The 23,268-nt window shown below is 50.1% G+C and carries 26 protein-coding genes; 22 read left to right on the forward strand and 4 right to left on the reverse strand.

Annotated features, from left to right (window positions below):
- Window positions 1–7 precede the first annotated feature (7 nt).
- From ACQGQ5_RS06585 to ACQGQ5_RS06615, 7 genes are all read left to right on the forward strand, one after another.
- Window positions 8–595, forward strand: a complete 588-nt coding sequence (locus ACQGQ5_RS06585) for a UbiX family flavin prenyltransferase (RefSeq protein WP_455735763.1) — start codon at window positions 8–10, stop codon at window positions 593–595.
- A complete protein-coding gene (locus tag ACQGQ5_RS06590) occupies window positions 585–1,553 on the forward strand; it encodes an ABC transporter substrate-binding protein (protein ID WP_455735764.1) in 969 nt (322 codons plus the stop codon). Before ACQGQ5_RS06585 ends, ACQGQ5_RS06590 begins: the two co-directional genes overlap by 11 nt.
- Before the next feature lie 12 nt (window positions 1,554–1,565).
- Window positions 1,566–2,369: an ABC transporter ATP-binding protein gene (locus ACQGQ5_RS06595; RefSeq protein ID WP_455735765.1), complete on the forward strand. Its 804-nt coding sequence runs from the start codon at window positions 1,566–1,568 to the stop codon at window positions 2,367–2,369.
- Entirely contained in the window at window positions 2,350–3,105 is a 756-nt protein-coding gene (locus tag ACQGQ5_RS06600) for an ABC transporter permease (RefSeq protein WP_455735766.1), read from the forward strand. Before ACQGQ5_RS06595 ends, ACQGQ5_RS06600 begins: the two co-directional genes overlap by 20 nt.
- 334 nt (window positions 3,106–3,439) lie before the next feature.
- Window positions 3,440–4,000, forward strand: a complete 561-nt coding sequence (locus ACQGQ5_RS06605; protein ID WP_455735767.1) for an N-acetyltransferase family protein — start codon at window positions 3,440–3,442, stop codon at window positions 3,998–4,000.
- A gap of 50 nt (window positions 4,001–4,050) precedes the next feature.
- Entirely contained in the window at window positions 4,051–4,539 is a 489-nt protein-coding gene (locus ACQGQ5_RS06610; protein WP_455735768.1) for an N-acetyltransferase family protein, read from the forward strand.
- 121 nt (window positions 4,540–4,660) lie between these two features.
- On the forward strand, window positions 4,661–5,209 hold the full coding sequence (locus tag ACQGQ5_RS06615) for a flavin reductase family protein (protein ID WP_455735769.1): 549 nt from the start codon (window positions 4,661–4,663) through the stop codon (window positions 5,207–5,209).
- A gap of 12 nt (window positions 5,210–5,221) precedes the next feature.
- Here ACQGQ5_RS06615 and ACQGQ5_RS06620 read toward each other — a convergent pair whose 3' ends face one another.
- Both ACQGQ5_RS06620 and ACQGQ5_RS06625 read right to left on the reverse strand, forming a co-directional pair.
- Entirely contained in the window at window positions 5,222–5,806 is a 585-nt protein-coding gene (locus tag ACQGQ5_RS06620; RefSeq protein WP_455735770.1) for a nitroreductase family protein, read from the reverse strand.
- 45 nt (window positions 5,807–5,851) lie between these two features.
- Window positions 5,852–6,373: a nitroreductase family protein gene (locus ACQGQ5_RS06625; protein ID WP_455735771.1), complete on the reverse strand. Its 522-nt coding sequence runs from the start codon at window positions 6,371–6,373 to the stop codon at window positions 5,852–5,854.
- A 140-nt stretch (window positions 6,374–6,513) separates the two neighbouring features.
- Here ACQGQ5_RS06625 and ACQGQ5_RS06630 point away from each other — a divergent pair, with 140 nt between their 5' ends.
- From ACQGQ5_RS06630 to ACQGQ5_RS06700, 15 genes are all read left to right on the forward strand, one after another.
- On the forward strand, window positions 6,514–6,897 hold the full coding sequence (locus ACQGQ5_RS06630; protein ID WP_455735772.1) for a winged helix-turn-helix transcriptional regulator: 384 nt from the start codon (window positions 6,514–6,516) through the stop codon (window positions 6,895–6,897).
- A 160-nt stretch (window positions 6,898–7,057) separates the two neighbouring features.
- The gene (locus tag ACQGQ5_RS06635; protein WP_455735773.1) at window positions 7,058–7,786 is read left to right on the forward strand and encodes a LytR/AlgR family response regulator transcription factor; all 729 of its coding nucleotides are present in this window, start codon (window positions 7,058–7,060) and stop codon (window positions 7,784–7,786) included.
- Between the two features lie 172 nt (window positions 7,787–7,958).
- Window positions 7,959–9,110, forward strand: coding sequence for a sensor histidine kinase (locus tag ACQGQ5_RS06640; protein WP_455735774.1), 1,152 nt, complete (start codon window positions 7,959–7,961; stop codon window positions 9,108–9,110).
- A gap of 131 nt (window positions 9,111–9,241) precedes the next feature.
- Entirely contained in the window at window positions 9,242–9,397 is a 156-nt protein-coding gene (locus tag ACQGQ5_RS06645; protein WP_455735775.1) for a cyclic lactone autoinducer peptide, read from the forward strand.
- Window positions 9,397–9,990: an accessory gene regulator ArgB-like protein gene (locus ACQGQ5_RS06650; RefSeq protein ID WP_455735776.1), complete on the forward strand. Its 594-nt coding sequence runs from the start codon at window positions 9,397–9,399 to the stop codon at window positions 9,988–9,990. Before ACQGQ5_RS06645 ends, ACQGQ5_RS06650 begins: the two co-directional genes overlap by 1 nt.
- A 10-nt stretch (window positions 9,991–10,000) precedes the next feature.
- Window positions 10,001–10,201 carry a hypothetical protein gene (locus tag ACQGQ5_RS06655; protein WP_455735777.1) on the forward strand — a complete coding sequence of 67 codons (201 nt, stop codon included), beginning with the start codon at window positions 10,001–10,003 and terminating at the stop codon, window positions 10,199–10,201.
- Window positions 10,202–10,501: 300 nt separating this feature from the next.
- Window positions 10,502–12,211, forward strand: coding sequence for a sensor histidine kinase (locus ACQGQ5_RS06660; RefSeq protein ID WP_455735778.1), 1,710 nt, complete (start codon window positions 10,502–10,504; stop codon window positions 12,209–12,211).
- Window positions 12,204–12,980 carry a response regulator transcription factor gene (locus ACQGQ5_RS06665; RefSeq protein WP_455735779.1) on the forward strand — a complete coding sequence of 259 codons (777 nt, stop codon included), beginning with the start codon at window positions 12,204–12,206 and terminating at the stop codon, window positions 12,978–12,980. The genes ACQGQ5_RS06660 and ACQGQ5_RS06665 overlap by 8 nt, the downstream gene beginning before the upstream one ends.
- Before the next feature lie 129 nt (window positions 12,981–13,109).
- On the forward strand, window positions 13,110–14,183 hold the full coding sequence (locus ACQGQ5_RS06670) for an ABC transporter substrate-binding protein (protein ID WP_455735780.1): 1,074 nt from the start codon (window positions 13,110–13,112) through the stop codon (window positions 14,181–14,183).
- A 34-nt stretch (window positions 14,184–14,217) separates the two neighbouring features.
- A complete protein-coding gene (locus tag ACQGQ5_RS06675; RefSeq protein WP_455735781.1) occupies window positions 14,218–15,306 on the forward strand; it encodes an ABC transporter ATP-binding protein in 1,089 nt (362 codons plus the stop codon).
- Complete coding sequence (locus tag ACQGQ5_RS06680) at window positions 15,293–16,948, forward strand: ABC transporter permease (RefSeq protein ID WP_455735782.1); 1,656 nt, start codon at window positions 15,293–15,295, stop codon at window positions 16,946–16,948. Before ACQGQ5_RS06675 ends, ACQGQ5_RS06680 begins: the two co-directional genes overlap by 14 nt.
- Window positions 16,949–17,181: 233 nt before the next feature.
- Complete coding sequence (locus ACQGQ5_RS06685; protein ID WP_455735783.1) at window positions 17,182–18,669, forward strand: MBOAT family O-acyltransferase; 1,488 nt, start codon at window positions 17,182–17,184, stop codon at window positions 18,667–18,669.
- A 222-nt stretch (window positions 18,670–18,891) separates the two neighbouring features.
- The gene (locus ACQGQ5_RS06690) at window positions 18,892–19,914 is read left to right on the forward strand and encodes a hypothetical protein (protein WP_455735784.1); all 1,023 of its coding nucleotides are present in this window, start codon (window positions 18,892–18,894) and stop codon (window positions 19,912–19,914) included.
- A 275-nt stretch (window positions 19,915–20,189) separates the two neighbouring features.
- Window positions 20,190–20,726 (forward strand): pyridoxamine 5'-phosphate oxidase family protein, encoded by a 537-nt coding sequence (locus ACQGQ5_RS06695; protein ID WP_455735785.1) that lies wholly within the window; start codon window positions 20,190–20,192, stop codon window positions 20,724–20,726.
- Between the two features lie 5 nt (window positions 20,727–20,731).
- Window positions 20,732–21,325, forward strand: coding sequence for a lactate utilization protein (locus tag ACQGQ5_RS06700; RefSeq protein ID WP_455735786.1), 594 nt, complete (start codon window positions 20,732–20,734; stop codon window positions 21,323–21,325).
- A gap of 18 nt (window positions 21,326–21,343) precedes the next feature.
- On the opposite strand, the gene ACQGQ5_RS06705 is transcribed toward ACQGQ5_RS06700, so the two are convergent.
- Window positions 21,344–21,925 carry an NAD(P)H-dependent oxidoreductase gene (locus tag ACQGQ5_RS06705; protein WP_455735787.1) on the reverse strand — a complete coding sequence of 194 codons (582 nt, stop codon included), beginning with the start codon at window positions 21,923–21,925 and terminating at the stop codon, window positions 21,344–21,346.
- A gap of 262 nt (window positions 21,926–22,187) precedes the next feature.
- Window positions 22,188–23,183 (reverse strand): MBL fold metallo-hydrolase, encoded by a 996-nt coding sequence (locus ACQGQ5_RS06710; protein ID WP_455735788.1) that lies wholly within the window; start codon window positions 23,181–23,183, stop codon window positions 22,188–22,190.
- Window positions 23,184–23,268 lie beyond the last annotated feature (85 nt).

Genomic DNA, 23,268 nt, shown 5'->3' on the forward strand with positions numbered 1-23,268 from the left:
GGATAACATGAAGAGAATCATCGTGGGAATCACGGGGGCGAGCGGAAGCGTGTATTTTCTGCGCGTGATGGAAGCACTGTCGCAGCAGGAGCTGGAAATCCATCTGATTGCTTCCGAACAGGGCCGCAAAGTGCTGGCCTATGAAACCGGGGCGGTTCTGGGGGAAAAGGCGCGGCTTTGGGGCGGCGGAAGGGCAAAGATCGTTTTAGAAGACAACGAAAACATGTTTTCCCCGGTCGCGAGCGGCTCTTTCCGGTGCGACGCCATGGTGATTCTGCCGTGTTCCATGTCCACCGTGGCCGAAATCGCCTGCGGCATCACCAAAACGCTTCTGACCCGGGCCGCCGACGTCATGATCAAGGAAAAACGCAGGCTGGTGCTGGTCCCCCGGGAAACGCCGCTGTCGACGGTTCACCTCAGAAGGATGGCCGAGCTTTCGGAGCTCGGCGTGACCATCCTGCCCGCCATGCCCGGGTTTTACGGGCATCCGCAGACTTTGGACGAGATCGTCGGTTTTGTCGCGGGCAAGGTGCTGGACAGCCTTGAAATTGAAAACGATTGTTATCAAAGGTGGGAAGGAAACCATGAAAAATAAAATCATAGCAGTTTTCGTTCTTTTGTTAATGGTATTCACGGCGGGGTGCGCACCGCAAAACACTGCCGGCAGTACGTCGGGCAGTGTGTCCGGGGGTATGGAGAAACCGGTCATCCGCATCGGGATGATGTCGTCCTCCGACGTGATTCCTTATGTGCTGATCAATGAAAACAAGCTCGCCGACAAATACGGCTTCCGGCTCGATCTGGAGGTCTTTACCTCCGCGAAGGATCGCGACGCCGCCCTGCAGGCGGGGGAACTGGACGGCGTGCTGACCGATTTTATCGGGGTCTGCATGTATCAGAACGCCGGGCTGGACGTGAAGATCACCGGGATTACCGACGGGGACTACATCCTTGTAGCCGGCAAGGACACGGGCATCAGGGACATCAGCCAGATCAAAGGGAAAAGCATCGCGATCTCCGAAAAAACGCTGATCGAATACACGCTGGAAGATATTTTAAGCCACAATGACATGACCGGCGACGACGTTGTGAAGGAAATAGTGCCGAAAATTCCGGACCGTCTGGAGCTTCTGCGCAATAAAAAAATCGACCTCGGCCTGCTGCCGGAGCCCTTCGCCACTCTGGCGCTGAACGACGGCGCCGTCTATCTGGGCAGCGCGAACCAGTTCGGGCTGTACCCGGCGGTTTCCGCATTTTCAAAGACCGCGCTGGACAGCAAGGCCGCCGCGATCCACAAGCTGTATCAGGCCTATAACGAGGCCGTGGACTATATGAACCATACGGATATCCGCAAATATGAAAAAACCGTGATCAAGGCGGTGGGCTACCCGGAAGAAATGATCGGCAAGATCACGGTGAAGCCCTTCCGTACCAGCAAGCTTCCCACCAAAGAGGAAGTGGAGAACGCCGTGCAGTGGGCGGGCAAAAAGGGCCTCTGCAAGCCGACCCTGCAGTATGACCAGATGGTGTATGACGTTTATTCCGCATCGTAACGGCGGAAGTTTATGGAGAGCAAGATGCTTGTAATCGATCAGGTAACGGTCAGCTACAAAACAAAAAAAGGCAGAACGCCGGTGATTGAAGGACTCTCCCTGCAAATAGAGCAGGGGGAGGTCCTTGCCGTACTCGGGCCTTCCGGCTGCGGCAAGTCGACGCTGATCAACGCGCTGGCGGGGATGCTCCCCATGGACGGCGGCAGCGTATCCAGCGTGACCGGCGGCGAAAAGCGGCCGCTGAATCCCAGAACGCATAAGATCGGGGTGATCCCCCAGAACTGCGGGCTGCTGCCGTGGAAAACGGTCGGGGAAAACTGCCTGCTTCCGCTCAAACTCCGAAAAGAGCCTATTACCGAAGAGCGCAGGCGGGAGATCGGCGGGATCTGCGGCGCGCTGGAGGTTTCGCGGCTGCTGCACCGGTATCCCGCGCAGCTCAGCGGCGGACAGGTCCAGCGCGCGGCGCTTGCGCGGGCGTTTATTTTCAACCCCGACCTGCTTCTGATGGACGAGCCTTTTTCCGCGCTGGACGCGATTACCCGTCAGGACGCGCGGGAGCTGTTTTTACGGATCTGGAAGCGGAACCGGCCGACCACGATTCTGGTTACTCACAGCATTGAAGAGGCGCTGTATCTGGGAAATACCGTTGTGGTCATGGGGAACCGCCGCGGAGTGCTCCGGTATTCGATGAAAAATCCTTATTTCGGGCAATCCGACCCGGAGTCGGCGGATTACCTGACCGAGAAACGGGTTCTTCATGAAAAATTAGGGCCGGAGGGCGAAAGGCGGGGCGATCTTGAACAGACTGCTGAATAAGTGCCTGCTGTTTTTGCAGGGCTTCCTGCTTTTAAATGTCCTCTGGTTTCTGGCGTATCTTTTGATGCGCACAACGGTCATCCCGGACCCGGCGGTCATTTACCGGAACTTCGGCGCCGCTTTTTCAAACCATATTTTCCTCCATATCCTCGCCAGCCTGAAAAGGATCGCGGCCGGTCTGGGACTCTCCCTTGCGGTGGGGGTCCCGGTCGGAATCCTGATGGCGTATTCCGAAAGCGCCAACAAGATTCTGTATCCGCTCATCTACTTCAGCTACCCCATTCCCAAGACGGCCTTTCTGCCGGTCGCCATGATCCTCTGGGGCATGCGGGACGGCTCCAAGGTCGCCATTATTTTTCTGATTGTCGTCTTTCAGGTGATTGTTGCCGCCAGGGACAGCGTGCGCAGCATCGACCCCTCCGTTTATCTGGTAACCGTCAGCGCGGGAGCGGGCCCCGCGCAGATCATCCGGCATATCACGCTGCCCGCCATTTTGCCGGAGCTGTTCACCAGCATCCGCGTTTCTCTGGGAACCGCGGTATCCGTGCTGTTTTTCGTGGAGGGCTACGGAACAAAATACGGCATGGGCTATTACATTCTGGATGCGTGGTCAAGAATTGATTACATCGATATGTATACGGGAATTATCGTGATTTCCATCGTGGGCTTTGCCCTGTTTGTCGCGATCGACCTGCTTTCGGACCTGCTGTGCAGGTGGAGCCGTCCGCCCGGGTGATGAGCCGGGTCCCGGCTGGGGCATCCGGGCGGCGGCAGGTATCATTTTCATGATTTCCTGCCATCATTTACATTTGCAAACCCGTCCCTTTTTTAGTAAAATAGTGGGGTGCTATGAGAAATGAGTAATTTGGGCCCAGAGATAGTAATAAGTCTTCCGGATGAAAGTTTCTTGCGATATGCCGCTCCGTTATGGGGGCGGCATGTTTGCTTTTATTGTAAGAATTATGATCATGCTGATTTCCAATTCCCTCAAATCGTGGTAAAATAAAGAAAAAAGACGCTGAGTGATCCTTTGTTTTAATAGGATCACTCAGCGGAAGGAAAAACCTGCTATGGATAAAACGATCACCATTCGCATGGCCTCGGAATCGGACGCGGGGCAGATACTGGACATTTACGCGCCGTATGTCACGGATACGGCGATTACGTTTGAATACGATGTGCCGGCCGTCGAAGAATTTACGCAGAGAATCCGCAATACCCTGAAAAAATATCCTTACCTGGCGGCGGTGCGGGACGGCTCCGTCGTCGGTTATGCTTATGCCTGCGCGTTCAAAGGGCGCGCCGCCTATGATTGGGCGGTGGAGACCACGGTCTATATTAAAAGGGACTGCAAGGCGAAAGGAACCGGCAAAAAGCTTTATCAGGCGCTGGAAGAAATTTTAAAGAAACAGAATATCATCAATCTCAATGCCTGCATTACCTGTTCCAATGAGGAAAGCGTCGGTTTTCATGAGCATCTGGGATACAGAACCGTCGCTCATTTTACCAAGTGCGGCTATAAATTCCACACCTGGTACGACATGATCTGGATGGAAAAAATGATCGGGGAACATGTTGAGAATCCGGACCCGTTCATCCCTCTTCCGCAGCTCGCGCTGCTGGAACGGTAAATAAATGAACAATGGTAAAATAAGGTAGATTGGCGACAGGGGTGAGAATAATGAATATATATTTGGCGAAAATTGATGATGAAGAAAAAATAGCCCCATTAATCGCACAGTTTCGGGTAGAGTTAAAGCAATTGAAAGGGATTACATCAAAGCCCAAAATAGACCAGGCCAAGGAAGAATTTCGAGAGTATCTGGAAGCAAAGTACCCTGTTTTTGTTGCTGAAAAGGATAATGAACTGTTGGGCTATTTAGTTTGCAGAATTGATGGAAGCGTAGTTTGGGCAGAATCTATATTTGTTTCTGAAAGTGCAAGAAGAAGTGGCATAGCCTCAAAACTGTATCAAGAAGCGGAGAATATTGCAAGGGGATTAGGCGGTACAACCGTCTTTAACTGGGTTCATCCGAATAATGATAAAATGATCAATTTTCTATCCAAGAGGGGTTATGATGTTTTAAATCTCATTGAGATCAGAAAACCATGGGAAAATGAGGTGTTTACTCAAAAAATCATCGTCGGAAATCACAAATATAACTATTAACGGGCTTTGCATTCGTAAAATATGCAATAAGGGAACTTTTAGCAAGTTCCCTTAAGAAATTGTATCGTATCAACATTGTTCTTTAACATGGACCAAAATAATAAAAGAAGGCGGTGGGAAAATGTCTCTGACGGAACTTCCGATTGAAAAGGCCTTTATGCTGATTGAGCCGGGACCGGTGCTGCTGGTCACCACGCACGACAAAGGCCGCAATAATGTGATGACCCTCTCCTGGCACATGGTGATGGATTTTACCCCTCAGATTGCCCTGACGACAGGCCCGTGGAATTATTCCTTTCAGGCGCTCAGGCATACCGGGGAATGCGTGCTTGCGGTTCCCACGGTAGACCTTGCGGAAAAGGTGGTCGCAATCGGCGACTGCTCCGGCGAACAAACGGACAAGTTTGCGAAGTTCGGGCTTACGCCGCGGCCCGCGGCCCGGGTAAAAGCGCCGCTGATTGCGGAATGCCTCGGCTGTCTGGAATGCCGTGTAACGGACTATCTGGAACCGCAGGGCATCTTCCTTCTGGAGGGCGTACGCGCCTGGATGGATTACGACCGGAAAGAGCGACGGACCTTTCATGCCAACGGCGACGGCACCTTTGCGGTGGACGGAGGCACGATCGATCTGCGCAGTCTCATGGAGGATAAGCTGCCGCCCGGCGTATGAAAGGAAAGTCCCTCATTTGATCATGCGGATGGTCCCTTCTTTGCGCGGCGGGGCGGCTGACTCCGCGCCGATATACCCGATCGCGGCCGCGGAGCAGATGGTGTGTTCTCTGGGAATCCCGAGCTGAAACAGAAATTCGCGCACGCCGGGGTCACTTCTCAGCCAGTGCAGCTGATTGATGTAGCAGGTACCCAGTCCAACCGACTGCGCGGCTAAAAAGATGTTTTCCAGTGCAAGAGCGCAGTCCGCCATGGCGTTTTCGTAATCCGGCCGGTTCGACGCGATAACAAGGGTCGGTGCATGGTAATAAAAATTGTAGTTTTCCTTTTCCGAGCTGGCTTTAGCCCTGACTTTTCCGGGATAATTGTCGTCCGGAACCCAGTTCTGGAAGCCTTCTTTCACCACTTCGTTCAATTGAAGCAGGGTTTCTCTGTTTTGAACAGCGGTAAAAAGCCAGCTTTGGCTGTTGCTTCCGCTGGGCGCCCAGATTGCGGCGTCGAGCAGAGTTTCCAGCTGTTCGGGCTCGATCTGGCGCTCCTGGAACCGGCGGGTGCTTCTGCGCCTGTGGATGCAGTCCAGCACTTCATTTTGAATCATAGGAAATCCTCCTGACCTTTTGCGTTTGTATTGGAAATTCGTATCTCAGGAAAACCGGTTGTAAGACACGGTTTCCTCTACCGGTTTTCTGCTTGTGTGCTGGCCGCTGGGTCCGGCGTCGTCCGCGGGGTATCCCAGCGGGAACAGGGCGACCGGCACCAGATTTTCCGGAATGGAAAAGGCTTTTCTCACGGCTTCGGGATCAAAATGCCCGACCCAGGTGGTGCCCAGCCCAAGCTCGGCGGCCTGCAGCATCATGTGGGTACCGACGATGCTCGCGTCAATATCCCCGCTGTCTTTGCCGTCGTAGTCGCGTTTCCAGCTTACCGTATTGTCGTAGCAGACCAGCAGCGCCATCGGTGCGTTGAAATGATACCGGGTGCAGCCCTTCAGCTTTGCAACCGCTTCCTTACTTTCAAGGACTAAAATTTTCTGCGGCTGATTATTACAGGCGGTCGGGGCCAGCCGGCCCGCCTGCAGCACAAGGTCGAGTTTTTCTTTCTCCACCGGTTTTTCGCTGAATTTGCGAAGGGAATACCGGTCCTGTGCAAGTTCCATGAATTTCATCTGTATCTCCACCTTTTTGTTTTTTCCGCGCGGCAGTGCGCCCTGTAATCGCCCCGCGCGGCTCTTTCCCTATTAGTATATCAGTAGGGAACATATCTGCAAGTACGCACATTTTTGTGCCTTGAAACGGGAGAAATCATATGTCAAAGGAACAGGAAAAAATAAAATCGATTCACGGCAAAAAGTGCGCGGTGGCACACGCTCTGGAAATCATCGGGGGAAAATGGAGGCTGCCGATTATCTGGGAGCTTTCCGCGAAGGAAAGTATGCGCTATAACGAGCTGAAACGGCATCTGGACGGGATCACCAATATCATGCTGACCAGGTCACTGAACGGTTTGGAGGAAAACGGGCTGGTGCTGCGTACGGAAATCTGCCGGATACCGCCCCACGTGGAGTATTCCCTGACCGAAAGCTGCAAACAGCTGCTGCCCGCGCTGGAAATCATCAATGAGTGGGGAAAGGGCAGGATGCTGGACGCCGCCTGCCGGATTTCCGCGGAGAACAAAGATACGAATTCCTGAAAACACCCTCTCAGCCTTTTGGCTGAGAGGGTAAAATTTTGCGTTGATCTTTTTATTTCCGCATAATCAATACAAAATTTTCCAGGAATCTTGACAATCCGACTTGATATGGGTTTAATAAGTAATGTAGTGGAAAAACGAATTAAAGACAGGTGATTATATGCTGGAAATTGCTATTTGCGATGACGATAAATACGAATTGGATCAGCTAAATACCATGATTACAAAGTATTGCAATGAAAAAAGTGTCAGAATGTTTACAAGCTTATACGCAAAAGGGGAGGAATTATTACATAGCGCAAAAAAATTTCATATTATTTTTCTGGACATTCAGATGGGTCAAATGGATGGAATTGAAGTTGCCAAAGTAATCCGCTCGCGGGATAAGAACGTCAAAATCATTTATGTAACAAATTTTTCGAACTATCAAACGGACGCTTTTTCCGTCAGAGCCTTTGGATATGTAACAAAACCGGTTACTTATGAGACGATTTGCAAGCAGTTGGACGACGCCATCGAATATATGAAAATGGAAAAAAGTAAAATTACCTTTACTTTTGATACGAACTTAGGGATCAAAACCCTTAATCTGGAAGATATTTATTATTTTGAATCCTGCGATCACAAAATTGAAATTGTGGCAAAGGACAGAACCTATAAAATTAATGATAGCATTAATAATATTTTCAACAGCTTCAGGCCATATGGGTTTTCCATGCCGCACAAAAGTTTTGTGATTAATCTGTTGTATATATCGAGTATCAAGGGATATGACGTTACTCTGACGAGTGGTGATTTAATTCCAATATCTCAGAAAAGATCGGTGGAATTCAAAGCGGAATTTCACTCTTTTTTAAAAAATAATTTTAATATGTTAATAAAGAGATGATGATATGTTAGAAACAACCATAAAATGGCTGTCTTACGTAATATCGTGCAGCGCCGGAACAGCGATTTTATTTAACTTCATGAACAAAATGTATGAACCTCAATTTTTGGAAAAAAGGACAAAGATCATTTCCTATTTTTTATTTACAATCTTGTGGATCAGTATCAACTTAATGGATATCCCGTTCCTCAATTTTACATATTTTGTGGTTATCACCTTTCTCGTCGCGTATCTCTATAATGTCAGGCAGGTCAAGGAATATCTCCACATTATCGTATTTATTATTACTTTTGCGGGATGTGATGCACTCGTCTCTTCCTTACTGACGGTTATAACGGGTTCGATTCCTCTTTATAATCATCATTCCGTTGTCTTTTTGTTTAATGTGATCGTTGTTCAGACCTTTATGTTTGCCGCCTGTAAGTTGCTGATCATTTGTTTTAAAAGGCAGAAAATCACCTATCTGTATAAAAAACAGTATGTTTTTCTGGCTTTGCTTCCTGTCTCGAATGTTGCGATTATTTATTTTATTGCGATATTGGCCGCCTACAAGGTTGACCCGGCTACTACTCATTTTATTATGATGATGCTTGCGGTGATTTCCATCATACTGAATCTGGCAGTGATCTATTTTTTTGAAAATGTATCAAAATCAGATCAGTTGGAGAATGAAATCGTTTTGATTCAGCAAAGAATGGATATGCAATACAATTATTACCAGCAGTTGGAAATGGAGTATAATAACTCCCAGAAAATCATGCACGATATCAAAAATCACATCAAAGTGTTCGAGCGGCTTTACACGGCGGGTCAAAATGAGGAAGGCCTTGAATATGCTAAAAAAATATCGGAAATCGTAGATGAACTGGGGATGAAATTCAATTGCAACAACAGAATTTTAAATATCATTGTCAATGAAAAAATGAAAATCTGCCATTTGGATGGAATCGAATTTGTTTATTCTGTGGAAAATCTGAACCTGAATTTTATTGATGATATCGACATTACGGCGATTTTTGCCAACTTACTGGACAACGCCATAGAAGCGTGCAACAGGATTGTCGACAGTACAAAAAGAATAGAGCTGCGTATCTATCAGTTTCACGATATGTTTATTATTAACCTCATCAATTCCATTCAGGAAATCCCTGTAAAAAGTGAAGAAACATTCCTTTCCAACAAGAAAAACCATAAAGCGATCGGCCTTTCCAACGTGAATTCCTCTGTGAAAAAATACGACGGAGATATTAATATAGAAGTTGAACAGGGCAAATTTTCTGTAAGCATTATCTTTCCGGTGAGCCGAAGAAACAGCAATCTGTAAATGTGTTTATTTTCCTATAACGGCATAATATCTGTATTTCAGTCCAAAAAACTGTAAGTTAGGGAAATCCCCTTGTGAACGGCCAAAATCCGATTATAATGGAGTCAATAAATTAACAAGGGGTGTTGAAAATGAAAAACGGTCAGAAAAATGTAAAAATGAAGGCACTGGATTTGGTTTCTAAAATCGCGATGCAGGAAGCTCGCCAGTCCGCCAATACGTCTTGCGTACTACTTGCTTATCAGGACAAGCTCCCTGAAGCGGTAAAGAACCTCAGAAAATTCTGATGCTGACCAATTTTTCCAACTGGATCGTTAAGGCCCTGAGTGAGAGCGGCTTGATCTCGGAAAAAGATAAGGATCTCTATTCTTTTGGAGTGCAAACCGCTCTCCTCAAAATAATTCATCTTTCCACTATGTTTTTCGTCGGTCTGTTCCTCGGTATGCTGTTAGAGACTTTTGTATTTATCGTATCGTATTCCTTCCTTCGGGTTTATGCGGGCGGTTACCACGCCAAAACCAAACTGGGATGCTATGGGATATCGTGGCTGATGATCCTTTTTGTGCTGTTGCTGACGAAATTATGCCCGGGCTATATGGCATTTATCACGTCGCTTGCAGTCGTCATTCCAGCCTCCCTGATTGTTGTGATTTTAGCGCCTGTAGAAAACATCAATAAACCACTTGATGATGCTGAAGTACACCACTACAGAATGAAAACCAGAATCATTCTTTCCGTAGAATTCATCGTAACAATTGTCTTCTTACTTGTAAACAGTATTCAATTTTCTTTTGTCGTCAGCCTTAGTATATTTTGGGTCTCTGTTATGCTGATTCTCGGAAAGGCCCGGATGATGACGGCTGATCATGTATCAGTGTGAGGTGCCCTCTATGTATTACAGTGATTTATCCCGTGACGAAGTTACGGAAATAGAAGCACACATGCAAATCATTGAGCTATGCGAAAGATGGTATAATCTGGCTCATCCAAACGGCGATTTTGTGAAATACTTTAAGAAGCATCCCGATTTGCTGAGTATCGAGCAATGGCCGTGCTTTATGAAAATCGGAGAAACAAAAACGTTCGATTAAAAATTCTTTGCATTTTTAAAACAGCCCTTTTAGCCGGATAAAAACGGTTAGAAGGGCTGTTTTGGTGACCGGCCGTTTTTTCCTCTTCTATAGAACTCCTATGCGCCGGTCCTGACGGGGTAATGCCGCCGGGATCGGCGCGTTTCTTTGCGCCGACGTCCGCCTGGAATGTCTGAACCCCTGAATTTTGAGGATACGGACCACAGGAAAGCTTGTTAATTCTGACAAAATATGCTTTAATGAAAACGAATTATCATTGAATTTGTACCTGCATACGGAATTGCGGGCAAGGCGGGGATGATGGAATTGCGTACGGGAGAAACAACGAACAGCCCTTTTAAAAAGCAACTGGAAAAGCAGGCGCTGCAAAAGATTATTTTTTTGGTCATGATCGGCTGCCTGCTGTTCTGTATCCCTATTTTCGGCTTGAATTATCTCAATCAGAACTTCAATATGGAGGAACATCTGAACTTTCTGAACCGCACGTTTGACGAGGTTTATGAAGACGTTACCGCTTATCTGGAGGATGAAGAAAACGAGGGGTTTTTTCTCCGCTGTATGACCGGCGTTTCCGACAGCCGGGAGGTGCAGTACTCCCTCAGCAAGCATAACGTGGTAAGCCCGGTGCGCGTCCGTATGATTCTGATGAACCGGGAAAAGCAGATCGTCTATACCAGCTTTGGGCAGGAAGCGATGAACCTGCACAGAACGGAATTCAATAAAATCGTGGCGGACAATGCCCTGAAAGCAAATCTGCCCGTTTACACGACCGTTTATTATTTTTCCGGAGACAACTCGGAGTGTGTTTTTGCAAAACCCGTTTACCAGCATGGGGCGCTGGCCGGATTTGCCGTGGCTTATCTGAGCGGGAACGACTGGGGCAGCCTTTTTTCAGGATACCAGTATGACTGCATCATCACAAACCTGAACGGGGATATCATTTACTGCTCCAAAAACGCGTTCCTTTCCGAGCGCAACACCAACAAATACAGGGCGGATCCGTCCCAGCGCTTTGTGACGGTGCAGGAGAACCGGTACCGGACCGGCGCGCGGGTTCTGACGGATAAAAAAGCGGTGCTCTATTCGTTTGTGTATTCTCCCGGGAATTCGCTCTATATCATCATCGGGGTCATGACGATCGTTCTGCTGGGCTGCATCTGGCTGTTAATGTTCCGAAAGCTGTCCCAGATGATGGCGGAAAAAACCGCTCAGTCCGTAGAGGCGCTGGTGGGGGAGATCCGCGTCATCCGCCACGGGGACAACGAGCACATTATCCGGATCGACACCGGGGACGAAATCGAGGAGATCGCGGCGCAGATCAATAAAATGGTGAAAAGCATCAACGAGCTCAACACGCGAAACACCGATCTGATCAAATTAAACAGCATGATCGAGATGAGGAACCTGCAGACGCAGATCAATCCGCATTTTATTTACAATACGCTGGACAATATCAAGTACCTCATCCTTGGAGACGCGGAAAAAGCTTCGTATCTGCTGGAAAAATTTACCCACATTCTTCGCTACAGCATCAACAATACCAAACAGGACGTCCTTCTTTCGGAGGATATCGGTTACATAGAGGATTATCTGTATATCCAGAAAACAAGGTTCGGGGAGCGTTTCCGGTGCCGGATGAAAATAGAGCCGGACTGCAGCCAGTGCATGATTCCGAAGCTGCTTTTGCAGCCGCTGATTGAAAACAGCATCAAGTACGGTTTTCAGAAGCAGATGGAGCTTTCCGTTCAGATCAGGGCCTGGTGCGAGGACGATTATCTGTTTCTGCGTGTTGAGGACGACGGCCCGGGGGTTCCTGTGGAGATGCTGGAACGCCTGCAGAGCATGATTGTTTCCGAAGGGATCAAGACCGAGCACAACGGCCTGCAGAACCTTTCCCGTCGGATCATTCTGGAATATGGGGAGGAGTGCGGCCTGTTTATCAACAGTGAGGAAGGAAAAAACTTTACCGTTACGGCAAAGCTGCTGCGCAGGGGGAGAAAAGATGTTTAGCGTAATACTGGTGGAGGACGAGGATATTATCCGAAAGGGCATCCGCTACGCGGTGCCGTGGGAAGAGCACGGCTGTACCGTGGTGGGGGAAGCCCGCAACGGCGTGGAGGGAAAGGAGCTGATCCGGACGCTCAACCCGGATATCGTGATTACCGATATCAACATGCCGGTCATGGACGGGCTGCAGATGATTGCTGAAACGAAATGCCAGAACGATTATGTGGCAATTCTTTTAACCGGCTATTCCGACTTTGAATATGCCAAGGAGGCGATCCGGAACGGAGTTTCCGATTATATCCTGAAACCGCTGAATCAGGAAGAAATGATGGAAGCGCTTGACCGCGCCGCCCTGGAATGTGAGAATATCCGTATTTTACGCAAACAAAATAAAGGTGTGGCAGAGCTGAAGGATATTTCCCTGTTCGGCAATATGAAGCTGGAGCATCCGGAGGACCCCGTGGTCGTGCAGATTCTGGATTACATCGCGCAGAATTATACTCAAAAAATCACACTTGCGGAATTGTCGGAGAAGCTGTTCTATTCCGACCGGTACATCAACCAGAGGTTTCAGAAGGCGCTGGGGACCACGGTGATCGAGTACCTGAACCGGTACCGCATCCAGAAAGCGCTTTCTCTCCTGCAGGAAAACCGGCTTCCGATTTCCGGGATCGGGGGAGCGTGCGGCATAGGGGATTACAAATATTTCAATCATGTTTTTAAAAAGTATGTGGGGTGCTCGCCCAAGGAATACAAGCTGAAAATTCGCTGAGAAAAGATACCGGATGAAATTGTTCGGTATTTTTTCTATTTTGTTCCGTAATTCAGGTATTAATTTTATGCAATATTTTTGTAAAATAAAGATACCGAATTGAAACACCAAACTAGAGGAGGAAATGAAATGAAAAAGCTAATGGCACTGATTCTTTCCGTTGTGCTCGCCGTTTCCGCGGCGGGCTGTTCTTCCGCGCCGGCCGCTTCCCAGGCGGGCGGAGCCGGCAGCGCCGCTTCCGAAGCCGCGTCTTCGGAAAAACAGGGCGGCGGCAAGCTGGTCATCTATTCCCCGAATTCCGAGGGCCTGATGAACGCCACCATTCCGCTGTTTGAAGAAAAGTACGGCGTGGATGTCGAAGTCATCCAGGCGGGTACCGGCGAGCTGATCAAGCGCATCCAGTCCGAGAAGGAAGACCCGTACGCGGACGTTATGTTCGGCGGTTCCTGGTCCTTGGCGTATGACAACAAGGATCTGTGGGAGCCGTATGTTTCCAAGAACGACGCCGGTGTGCTGGACGCCTACAAAAACACCTGCGGGTTCATTACCGGCAACGTTCTGGACGGCAGCTGCCTGATCGTCAACACCGACCTGATCGGCGACATCAAGATCGAAGGATATGCCGACCTGCTGAACCCGAAGCTCAAAGGCAAGATCGCCACGGCCGACCCGGCCAATTCCTCTTCCGCTTTTGCGCAGCTTACCAACATTCTGCTGGCGATGGGCGGTTATGAAGACGAAAACGCGTGGAAATATGTAAAAGATCTGTTCGCGAATATCGGCGGTAAAATCTGTGAAAGCTCCTCCGCGGTTTACAAGAGCGTCGCGGACGGCGAAAATGTGGTCGGACTTTCCTACGAGGACCCCTGCGCGCAGCTCGTGCGCGACGGCGCTCCCGTCAAGGTGATCTACCCCAAGGAAGGCGCGGTTTACCTCCCGGCGTCCGCTACCATCATCAAGGGCGCCAAGAACATGGATAACGCGAAGCTTTTCACCGATTTCATCATCAGTGAGGAAGTGCAGAACATCTGGGGCAGCACGCTGACCAACCGCCCGGTGCTGAAGGACGCGAAAACCAGCGACTTTATGACCCCGATGTCCAAAATCCACGTCATTGAGGAAGATATCCCCTATGTCAGCTCTCATAAACAGGACATTGTAAACAAATATACGGATATCTACACCAGCCTTCAGAGTAAATAAGAGCGACCGTCTATAAGAACTGCGGGGGTATGAAATGAGTAAGATCCTGATCCAAAACGCCGTAAAGAAATACGGGAGCAATACGGTTATCCCGGATTTGAATATTGAAATAAAAAACGGGGAGCTTTTTACGCTGCTGGGTCCCTCCGGGTGCGGAAAAACAACCCTGCTGCGCATGATTGCCGGCTTCAATTCCATCGAGGGCGGTGATATCTACTTCAACGACACGCGTATCAACGACATTGACCCAAGCAGGCGGAATATCGGCATGGTTTTTCAGAATTATGCCATCTTTCCGCACATGACGGTGCGCGACAACGTCGCCTTCGGGCTGAAAAACCGCAAAATGGAAAAAGAAAAAACACAGGAGCTGACGGAAAAATATCTGCAGCTGATGCAGATTGCGCAGTATGCCGCACGAATGCCGAACCAGCTTTCCGGCGGGCAGCAGCAGCGTATCGCGCTGGCGCGCGCCCTTGTGATTTCGCCGGACGTTCTGCTGATGGATGAGCCGCTTTCCAATCTGGACGCGAAGCTGCGTCTGGAAATGAGGAGCGTCATCCGCCACACGCAGAAAAACGTCGGAATTACCACCGTATATGTCACGCACGATCAGGAAGAGGCCATGGCCATCAGCGATACCATTGCGGTTATGAAGGACGGCGTGATCCAGCATGTCGGCGCGCCGAAGGAAATTTACCAGAGGCCGAAAAACGTGTTTGTCGCAACCTTTATCGGCCGGACCAATATCCTGCCGGCCAGGGCGGAGCGGGGCACCCTGATTTTCCCCAACGGCTACCGGGTGCCACTGGAATGCCTGAATACGCTGGAGGACCAGGAAGTGCAGTGCTCCGTCCGCCCGGAGGAATTCGTCATCAGCAAGCAGGGCGGCGAGGGGATTCGCGGCGTCGTAAAGGAATATACATACCTTGGCCTGAATACGCATTACGCCGTGGAGACCGAGAGCGGGCTCACGGTGGAGATCGTTGAGGAGTCGTCCCTGGAAGATGAGCTGAAGCCCGGACAGAACGTGCTGCTTCAGGTGAAAAAACACAAAATCAATGTGTTTGACAAAGAGGGCAGCCGCAACCTTGTAAGGAGCGAAGCTTATGAAAGACAATAGCAAATTCCGTCTGGATATCTGGGGAGCCCTCACGCTGTGCACCATCGCGGTCTATCTGCTGTTCCTGATCTATCCGATGGCCCATCTGATGCAGCAGTCCGTTTACGACTCGAAGACCGGGCAGTTCACCCTGGAAAACTTTGTAAAGTTCTTTTCAAAAAGCTATTACTTCGATACCCTGTTGAACAGCTTCAAGGTCTCGCTGGCGGCGACTGCCCTTTCCATAGCCATCGGCACCCCGCTTGCCTACCTCTTCTCCGTTTTCAAGATCAGGGGAAAGTCGGTGCTGAATATCCTGATCGTGGTCGCGTCCATGTCCGCTCCGTTCATCGGCGCGTACTCCTGGATTCTGCTTCTGGGCCGCAGCGGGGTCATCACGGCTTTCTTCCGGAAGCTGGGCATTCTCCTGCCGGACATCTACGGCTTCGGGGGAATCGTGCTGGTCATGTCCCTGCAGCTTTTTCCGCTGGTGTTCCTGTACGTGAGAGGCGCCTTGAAGAATATCGACAATTCCCTGATCGAAGCGGCGAACAACCTGAGCTGTTCCGGCGTGAAATGCTTCTTCAAGGTGGTAGTCCCCCTCATCATGCCGACGTTGCTCGCGGCCGGCCTGCTGGTCTTTATGCGGTCGTTCGCGGATTTCGGTACGCCGATGCTGATCGGCGAGGGGTACCGCACGTTCCCCGTCGTCCTGTATACGGAGTTTATCAATGAAGTGGGGGGGAACGACGGCTTTGCGGCGGCAATCGCGATGATCGCCATTGTCATCACCACCGTTGTTTTCCTTGCGCAGAAGTATGTTTCCAACAGGAATGCCTTCGCCCTGAACGCCCTGCATCCCATTGAGGAAAGGGAGCCGAGGGGGGGCAGGAAGGTGCTCGTATATCTTTTTTCCTATCTGGTGGTGGCGGTCGCCATCCTGCCGCAGGTATACGTCACCTATACGTCCTTTAAAAAGACCTCGGGCAAAATTTTTATCCGCGGCTATTCTCTGGGCAGCTACGAATCCGCGTTTTCCAAGCTGGGAAGGAGCATCCAGAATACCATTATCATCCCAATGCTTTCCCTGATCGCGATTGTCCTGCTCGCCGTGCTGATTGCCTATCTGGTCGTGCGGCGCAGGAACGCCCTTACCAGTACGGTCGATATCCTTTCGATGATTCCGTATATCGTGCCGGGAACCGTTCTCGGCATTGCCCTGCTGACGGGCTTTAACCAGAAGCCCCTGATGCTGAGCGGGACAATGCTGATTATGGTGATCGCCCTGATTATCCGCAGGCTGCCGTATACCATCCGTTCTTCGGTGGCCATCCTTCAGCAGATTCCCATCAGTATCGAGGAAGCGGCCATTTCGCTGGGCGCTTCCAAGATGAAAGTCTTTTTCCGCGTGACGGTTCCGATGATGGCCGCCGGCATCGTTTCCGGCGCGATTTTAAGCTGGGTAACGATGATCAGCGAGCTGTCCACCGCGATCATTCTGTATACGGGCAGGACAAAAACGCTGACCGTCGCCGTCTATACGGAGGTCGTCCGCGGCAATTACGGAGTGGCGGCGGCGCTCTCTTCGATTCTGACCCTGCTCACGGTGGTTTCCCTGCTGGCGTTTAACAAAGTGAACGGCGGAAAGGATCTCAGCCTGTAACGGTATTCCAAAGATAAAATCCGAACCTCTTTCCGAAAGGAGAGAAGTTCGGATTTTTGCGGTGCGAAAACTTCCGGCTGCGCCGGGGAGAGTGGCAATTCCCAACATATGCCTGAAAAAGATTACAAAATAATTACAACTGTTAATAAAATGTTTGCATTTTTATGATTTAATAGTTAAAGAAACCAACCAAATCGGGATACGGGCCAATTGCAGGTTTAGGGGGTGCTTTTTTGTCGTTCATCTCGCTGGAGTTTTTTCTGTTCTTTTCTGTCTCGACGGCGGTCTATTTTGTTCTTCCCCACAAATTCCGATGGATTTGGCTGCTCGCGGCCAGTTATTTTTTTTACATGTGCTATCATCTGTGGTACGCCGTCTTTCTGGGCGTTTCCACACTGGTCACCTACGCGAGCGGGCTGCTGATCGGAAAATCCGGAAGGCTGGCGGATCCCGGCAGAGCGGCGCGGCAGAAAAAAGTCTGGGTAGCCCTGAGCTTCTGCATCAATATCGGTATTTTGTCCGTCTTCAAATATCTGAACCTGTTCAGTGAGATCGGCGCGGGTATCCTTTCCCTGACGGGTGTTCCCGTGGCCGCGGCGCATTTCGATCTGCTGCTGCCGGTGGGAATCTCCTTCTACACCTTTCAGGCTCTGAGCTACACCGTGGACGTTTACAGAGGGGACGTTCCGCCGGAGCGGCATCTGGGAAAATACGCGCTGTTCGTTTCCTTCTTCCCGCAGATCACCTCCGGCCCGATCGAGAAGTCCAAGAACTTTCTCCGCCAGCTGGACGAGGTGCATACCTTTGATTACGACCGGGCCAGAAGAGGACTCCTGCTGATGCTGTGGGGCTGTTTTCAGAAAATGGTCGTAGCGGACCGGCTCGGGGTCCTGGTTGATACGGTATACGGAAATCCGGCGCGGTATTACGGGCTCCCCTCCGCCGTTGCCGTCGTCTTTTACGCGTTCCAGATCTACTGCGATTTTGCCGGCTATACCAATATCGCCATCGGCGCGGCGGAAGTGATGGGCTTCCGGCTGACCACCAATTTTGACCGGCCGTATTTTTCAAGATCGATTCAGGAGTTCTGGCGGCGCTGGCATATTTCGCTGGGCTCCTGGTTCAAGGATTACCTGTACATCCCGCTCGGCGGGAGCCGGTGCTCTGCGCTCCGCCGCTGCCTGAATCTGATGACCGTGTTTGTCGTCTGCGGCCTCTGGCACGGGAGTTCGGTCAATTTTCTGATCTGGGGCGCCCTGCACGGGCTTTATCAGGTGGCGGGACTGCTGTCGAAGCGGCTGAGAAAAAACGCCCGGGACCGGCTGGGAATCGGCGAAGATTCCGCCTGGTACCGGGCTGTGCAGACCGCCGTCACCTTTTTTCTGGTCAGCTTTGCATGGATCTTTTTCCGTGCGGAAACGCTGCCCGACGCGGCCGCGATGATCGGGAATCTGTTTCGGTTCAATCCGGCGTTCCTGTGGGACGGCTCCCTTTTCAGCTTCGGCCTCACGCAGCCGGAATTTCTGGCCGCGGTTTTCGGGATCCTCGTCGTGGCCGCGGTGGACTTCGTAAAAAGGAAATGGGACCTGCGCAGCGCCCTGCTGGGCAGCAATGCCGCGGTGCGGTGGTCGGTGTATCTGACAGCCGCCCTGACGCTGGCCGTCTTCGGCACTTACGGGCCGGAATACAACGCCCAGCAGTTTATTTATAGCAAGTTTTAGGCCCCGTTCGCAAATCAGGAGTCTTGTCATTCGCCTGAAATTGCTTCTGACCGTATCAAAATGCCCGGCATACGGGCAGGCTGAAGCTGCGTGCCCGTTTCGCACGCCGGCCGCTTTGAAGCGTGTTCAAAGCGAGGAATACGGAAACCCGTATGGAACGGGCTGTCATCGTGGACGCGCAGGCGGGTAAGACACTCGAATAAAGCCAAGTGGAGGAAACGAATGCGTAAAAAAATCATTGGAAAAGGTTTGCTTTTTACCGCCTTGCTGGTTGCTTTTCTCGCCGCGCTCAGCCCGGTCTTTGTTTACAAAACAGAGCACCGGGCAAAGCTGGAGGAGGGCCTGTATCTGTCCGACGACCGGTACGACGTTATTTTTATGGGTTCCAGCCATATGAACGGCGGGCTGGATCCAAACGTCATCTGGAGCCAGCAGGGCATCCCAAGCTTTAATTATGCGACGGGCGGACAGCCGCTTGACGTGACCTACTATTTGTTAAAAGAAGTTTTAAAAACGCACAAGAATCCTCTTGTCGTTGTGGACTTATTTTATCTTGGCATGACAACCCAATACGGGGAATCCGGGCTGATCAGCAACACGGTGGACAATATGCGATTTTCGGGAAATAAGCTGAAGGCTATCTGGAACTGCGTCTCTCCGCAGGATCGGATTGCGTATCTTCTGCCGGTCCTGAAGTATCATTTCAGGTGGTCGTCCCTGCAGAAAAAGGACTTCGGCTTCGACGCCGCGTCCCTGTACTACTCAAAGGGGTTTGCGGCCGGGACCGACCGGTACGGTAAACCGAATTCCGAATGGAAGGCCACGGACAACCGGATCGATATTCCGGAAAAGTCCCTGGAATACCTGAATAAAATTATCGATCTGTCAAAGACGGAGAACTTTGACCTCATTTTTGTAAATATGCCCTGCGACTACAGCGAAGCTGAAAAAGAAAGCGATTGGGTGAACGACTGCGAGGCTCTGTTCAACACGGCCGCGGATGTGGCGCGGGAAAACGGGATCCCGTTCCTCGATTTCTATGATAAGAAGGACGAGGTCGGGCTGGATTTTGCGAACGACATGAACAATGCGGGGCATCTCAACCTCTGGGGCGCTTACAAAATCAGTTCTTACTTTGGGAATTATCTCGCTCAGAATTATGATCTGGAGGACCATCGGTCGGACGGCGTTTACGCGCGGTGGAACGAGGACTATCAGTATTCCCAGGCTGCTTCGGTCACATGAAGCCGAAATCGTTTACGCCGCTGTGCCGGGTCCGCCCCGGCGTAATCGATAAGGCTTGAACACGCAGGTTCTGCCTCTGTTCCGGGTTTGTGCGCAAGAGCATGAGGGCGTCGCTAAAAGGCAGGATGAGTGTTGCATTTTGATGTGCAAGTATGTTATATTGTATTTGTAATATGAAATTGCCGCCGGGTAAACGTCTTTTGTTCATTCCATTAGGCCCTTGAAGGAATGAAGATCAGGCGTTTTATTGTTTTATTTATGAAAGAGGGATCTATATGTTTCGAGAAATGCGCCGCAAAAAACAGGCTTTATCCTCAGAGGAATGTATTCAAATTTTGAGCCGTGGAACGTCGGGAGTGCTGGCTGTGTCCGGGGACGACGATTATCCCTATGCCGTCCCGCTCAGCTATGTCTGTCACGGCAATAAGATTTTCTTTCACTGTGCCAAAACAGGTCATAAGCTGGACGCTATCGCCGGAAACGAAAAAGTCTCCTTTTGCGTGATTGATAAGGATCAGGTAGTGCCGGACGAGTATACCACTTATTTTCGCAGTGTGATTGTCTTTGGTAAAGCCCGCATTCTCGAAGAGGAAGCGGAAAAAAGAAACGCTCTTGAGATTTTAGCGGTAAGATATGCCCCCGACCATGACGAAAGCCGTCTTTCACAGGCGATCGAAAAAGAGTTTAACATAGTATGCATGATAGAACTTACAATTGACCATATGACCGGCAAGGAAGCCGTCGAACTGGTTAAAGCGAAGCATCCGCAAGCTCAGTCAGATCAAGAGATAAAAAATAAATTTCGGGAGTGACGGCAATGGAGTATTCCATGATCAGGAAAAACTTTGAAAAGCACGGTTTTTCAACTCAGCTTTTTTCATCCAGGGAAGAAGCGCGCGATTATCTGGTGAACACCCTTCAGCGTCAGACGATTGGTTTCGGCGGAAGCGCGACTCTGATGGAAATGGGATTGTTTGAGGCTTTACAGCAAAACAACGCCGTGGTATGGCACAATAAGGTCCCTTCCCGGGACGTCCGGCGCCTGGCCAACTGCGCAGATATTTACATAACGAGTGCGAACGCCGTGACTGAATCCGGAGAGATCGTCAATATCGACGCGACGGGAAACCGCGTGGCTATGACGGCCTTCGGTCCCGAAACCTGCTACTATGTTGTGGGGAAAAATAAAATCACGGCAAATCTGAGTGACGCGATCTACCGCTGCAGGAACGTGGCCGCCCCCAAAAACGCCAAACGGATGAACGCAAAAACTCCATGCGCCAAAAACGCGGACAAATGCTATGATTGCAACAGCCCCGAGCGGATTTGCCGCATAACGACCGTGATAGACCGCGCCCCGATGGGTATGAAGTGTGAAATCATCTTTATAGACCAGGAACTGGGGTTTTAACAGCGCCCGTTTCGGGATTTATTGGATTTTCTGCGGCAATTCGTGAATGGCCGCCTCCATAATGCTTTCAACTTCCGTCGGTTTAGCGTCAAGACCCTCTGCCATGATGCAATAACTGTTTTTAATGCCAAACAGACCGGCTAACGCCTTAACGGTCTCATACCCAAGGTTTGCATTCCCGACGTATCCTCCGCAGGTTGTGACGTAGTATAGATTGTCCGCGCCGCACAGGCCCACCGAGCTGCCGCTTTCATCGTATTGGTAGGTAATGCCGGGCATACTTGACGATTCCATGTAGTTTTTTAACATTGCCGGAAAAGTAAACTCCCAATACGGAGCGGCGATTACGATACAATCCGCCGCTGCAATCTGACGGGAATAGCGAAACATTCCGTCCGAAAAATCACCGTTTTGAGAAAGGGCTAACCTTTTTCCCAAAGTTTTGGAATTTAAGGGCTGAATGTTTTCTTCTTCGAGAACCAGCTCGGTGACAGCGTACTCCTCTTTCTCCTGAAGCAGCTTTATTAGTTCCTTACTCAGGCGATTTGTACGGGATGTTTCTCTGTTAACACATGCGTTGACAAATAATAATGCTTTCATGGTTTGTAGTCTCCTTAAGCTTTTATGATTTATCTTATGAAACACTATCATAATGCTGCCATACCTGTGGCCGCCGGCCTCTCAGTCACATTGAGCGGAAGCCGTCGGCACAGGCTGAGCCTGCATGCCCGCTTCGCACACGGGCTCCTTTGAAGCGGATTCAAAAGCGGGGAAACAACCCGTATGGAAGCTGCCGTCGCGGACGCGCAGGCGGGTAAGACATTTTGTACCCGAAAACCCGTCGATCATTTGCAAACAGGGCTTAGGAAATTCTTGTGTAGGAATAGATATCATTGTCCAGCTTCATAGAAGCTTTTCCGATATATACCAGATGGACAAGGTGCGCCACCGTTTCCGCAACCGCCAGCACTTTCTGGTAATCGGGCAAATCATCCCATAAGCGTGCTCTGGACTGCCATCTGATTTCCTTTGCGACTTCAACTCCGGTCATGGTCCGGCTCCCCAATATATTCAGTATATTTTTCAGTCTTTTTAAATGATGTTCCCTCAGTTCTTTGATTCTGTGGCTGTAAGACGAAAAAGCGTTCCCGTGACCCGGTAAAACCATATCGACCGCAAGCCCTGAAACTTTATCCAGGTTGTTCAGGTATTCGCCCAGATAATCCCGCGTGTTGGCGGGTTCGTCCCAGATGATTGTGTTTGGGCTGATCTTTTCAAGTATGTGATCGCCTGAAAACATAATTTTCTGATTCGGCTCGTACAGGCACAGGTGTTCGGAGGCGTGACCGCTGGTTTCAATGACATGCAGGTCCATGGCGTCCACCTGTAACACATCACCGGTATGAACCGTATGGATGTGTTTGATGTTGTGAAATTCAGATTCCAAAAGTCCGCCGAAAAAACCGGGCCGTTCATCCGTCCGCACTCCGTAATCCGCAAGCCCGCTGTGCAGCAGGAATTCGTTGTATCCTGTTTCATGGCGGGTGTTTTTTCCTGTCAGGATCTCCGCACAATAACTGCACGTGTAGACAGTCGTGCTGTCTTTGGAAAGATATCCGACCAATCCCATATGATCCGGATGCGCATGTGTGATGAAAAGATCCGTATTTTCCATGGTGAATCCAATCACCTGCATCGCCCGACTCAATTCGTTTCTGCATTCCGCATTGTTGACTCCCGTGTCAATCAGCATGTTTCTGGCTGTTCCACGGATGAAATAACAATTCAGTGACTTTAAAGGACTTCCTGTCAGCGGAATTTCAATTCGGTAAATATTGTGAAATAGTTTTTCGATCATTTTTCTTACTCCTCGCAAAGTTTGTCGTCTGTATCAACTGATCAGGAGTCCGGCCATTGATCCGGCGCGGCATTGACCTGTGATC

This window comes from Caproiciproducens sp. (assembly GCF_053840905.1).

Bases quoted from the DNA above. Each gene is read 5' to 3' on its own strand.
- ACQGQ5_RS06585 (WP_455735763.1), top strand. From the start codon at position 8: ATGAAGAGAATCATCGTGGGAATCACGGGGGCGAGCGGAAGCGTGTAT.
- ACQGQ5_RS06625 (WP_455735771.1), bottom strand. From the start codon at position 6,373: ATGAAATTCATGGAACTTGCACAGGACCGGTATTCCCTTCGCAAATTC.
- ACQGQ5_RS06605 (WP_455735767.1), top strand. From the start codon at position 3,440: ATGGATAAAACGATCACCATTCGCATGGCCTCGGAATCGGACGCGGGG.
- ACQGQ5_RS06635 (WP_455735773.1), top strand. From the start codon at position 7,058: ATGCTGGAAATTGCTATTTGCGATGACGATAAATACGAATTGGATCAG.
- ACQGQ5_RS06705 (WP_455735787.1), bottom strand. From the start codon at position 21,925: ATGAAAGCATTATTATTTGTCAACGCATGTGTTAACAGAGAAACATCC.
- ACQGQ5_RS06710 (WP_455735788.1), bottom strand. From the start codon at position 23,183: ATGATCGAAAAACTATTTCACAATATTTACCGAATTGAAATTCCGCTG.
- ACQGQ5_RS06665 (WP_455735779.1), top strand. From the start codon at position 12,204: ATGTTTAGCGTAATACTGGTGGAGGACGAGGATATTATCCGAAAGGGC.
- ACQGQ5_RS06660 (WP_455735778.1), top strand. From the start codon at position 10,502: ATGGAATTGCGTACGGGAGAAACAACGAACAGCCCTTTTAAAAAGCAA.
- ACQGQ5_RS06645 (WP_455735775.1), top strand. From the start codon at position 9,242: ATGAAAAACGGTCAGAAAAATGTAAAAATGAAGGCACTGGATTTGGTT.
- ACQGQ5_RS06590 (WP_455735764.1), top strand. From the start codon at position 585: ATGAAAAATAAAATCATAGCAGTTTTCGTTCTTTTGTTAATGGTATTC.
- ACQGQ5_RS06655 (WP_455735777.1), top strand. From the start codon at position 10,001: ATGTATTACAGTGATTTATCCCGTGACGAAGTTACGGAAATAGAAGCA.
- ACQGQ5_RS06690 (WP_455735784.1), top strand. From the start codon at position 18,892: ATGCGTAAAAAAATCATTGGAAAAGGTTTGCTTTTTACCGCCTTGCTG.
- ACQGQ5_RS06630 (WP_455735772.1), top strand. From the start codon at position 6,514: ATGTCAAAGGAACAGGAAAAAATAAAATCGATTCACGGCAAAAAGTGC.
- ACQGQ5_RS06675 (WP_455735781.1), top strand. From the start codon at position 14,218: ATGAGTAAGATCCTGATCCAAAACGCCGTAAAGAAATACGGGAGCAAT.
- ACQGQ5_RS06640 (WP_455735774.1), top strand. From the start codon at position 7,959: ATGGATATCCCGTTCCTCAATTTTACATATTTTGTGGTTATCACCTTT.
- ACQGQ5_RS06610 (WP_455735768.1), top strand. From the start codon at position 4,051: ATGAATATATATTTGGCGAAAATTGATGATGAAGAAAAAATAGCCCCA.
- ACQGQ5_RS06680 (WP_455735782.1), top strand. From the start codon at position 15,293: ATGAAAGACAATAGCAAATTCCGTCTGGATATCTGGGGAGCCCTCACG.
- ACQGQ5_RS06595 (WP_455735765.1), top strand. From the start codon at position 1,566: ATGGAGAGCAAGATGCTTGTAATCGATCAGGTAACGGTCAGCTACAAA.
- ACQGQ5_RS06670 (WP_455735780.1), top strand. From the start codon at position 13,110: ATGAAAAAGCTAATGGCACTGATTCTTTCCGTTGTGCTCGCCGTTTCC.
- ACQGQ5_RS06695 (WP_455735785.1), top strand. From the start codon at position 20,190: ATGTTTCGAGAAATGCGCCGCAAAAAACAGGCTTTATCCTCAGAGGAA.
- ACQGQ5_RS06700 (WP_455735786.1), top strand. From the start codon at position 20,732: ATGGAGTATTCCATGATCAGGAAAAACTTTGAAAAGCACGGTTTTTCA.
- ACQGQ5_RS06615 (WP_455735769.1), top strand. From the start codon at position 4,661: ATGTCTCTGACGGAACTTCCGATTGAAAAGGCCTTTATGCTGATTGAG.
- ACQGQ5_RS06650 (WP_455735776.1), top strand. From the start codon at position 9,397: ATGCTGACCAATTTTTCCAACTGGATCGTTAAGGCCCTGAGTGAGAGC.
- ACQGQ5_RS06620 (WP_455735770.1), bottom strand. From the start codon at position 5,806: ATGATTCAAAATGAAGTGCTGGACTGCATCCACAGGCGCAGAAGCACC.